The 538-nt window shown below is 73.0% G+C and carries 1 protein-coding gene and 1 pseudogene; one reads left to right on the top strand and one right to left on the bottom strand.

The features are described from left to right. Positions 1–180, top strand: a pseudogene (locus FK268_RS24550) (group 1 glycosyl transferase); the annotation flags it as partial. Here FK268_RS24550 and FK268_RS23730 read toward each other — a convergent pair. Continuing rightward, a partial coding sequence (locus FK268_RS23730; protein WP_146437903.1) for a WecB/TagA/CpsF family glycosyltransferase occupies positions 140–538 on the bottom strand: 399 nt, incomplete at its 5' end. The pseudogene FK268_RS24550 and the gene FK268_RS23730 sit on opposite strands and share 41 nt — an antisense overlap.

The raw sequence follows: 538 nt of genomic DNA, 5'->3' as shown, positions 1-538 counted from the left end.
GAAACCGGCCTCCTGGTGCTGGCAGGCGACGTCGACGCGTTCGCCGGGGCCACCGAGGAACTGCTCGCCGACGACGACCGCCGGATCGAGATGGGGCGGCTGGCGGCAGCGCGAGTCCGGGAGCGGTTCACGACGGAGGTCATGGCCGATCACCTGGCTCGAATGCTGCGGGCGATGTGATCTCCCCGATCGTGGCGGCGCGGAGCCGCGCCAGCGCCGGAGGGCCCTGGATCAGGTAGCGGCGGGCCAGGCGCCGAGGCTCCTGCTGCAGCCGGTAGAGCCATTCGAGGCCACTCCGCTGCCACCGCTCGGGGGCACGCTCGACGGTCCCGGCCACGAAGTCGGCGGCCGCGCCGAAGGGCAGGAGGACTGCCGCGCTGGAGCGTGTCCCCCAATCGTCGATCCACTGCTCCTGACGGGGTTTGCCGAGGCCGACCACGAGCACCGTCGGCGCTGCCGACCGGATCTCGTCCGCGATGCGCGCCCCGGAGACCGGGTCGTCGAGCTCGGCACGCTCTGGGGACCAGTACCCCGCGAC

This window comes from Tsukamurella sputi (genome assembly GCF_007858445.1).
GTDB lineage: Bacteria > Actinomycetota > Actinomycetes > Mycobacteriales > Mycobacteriaceae > Tsukamurella > Tsukamurella sputi.
This window is presented reverse-complemented; position numbering and strand designations above follow the sequence as displayed.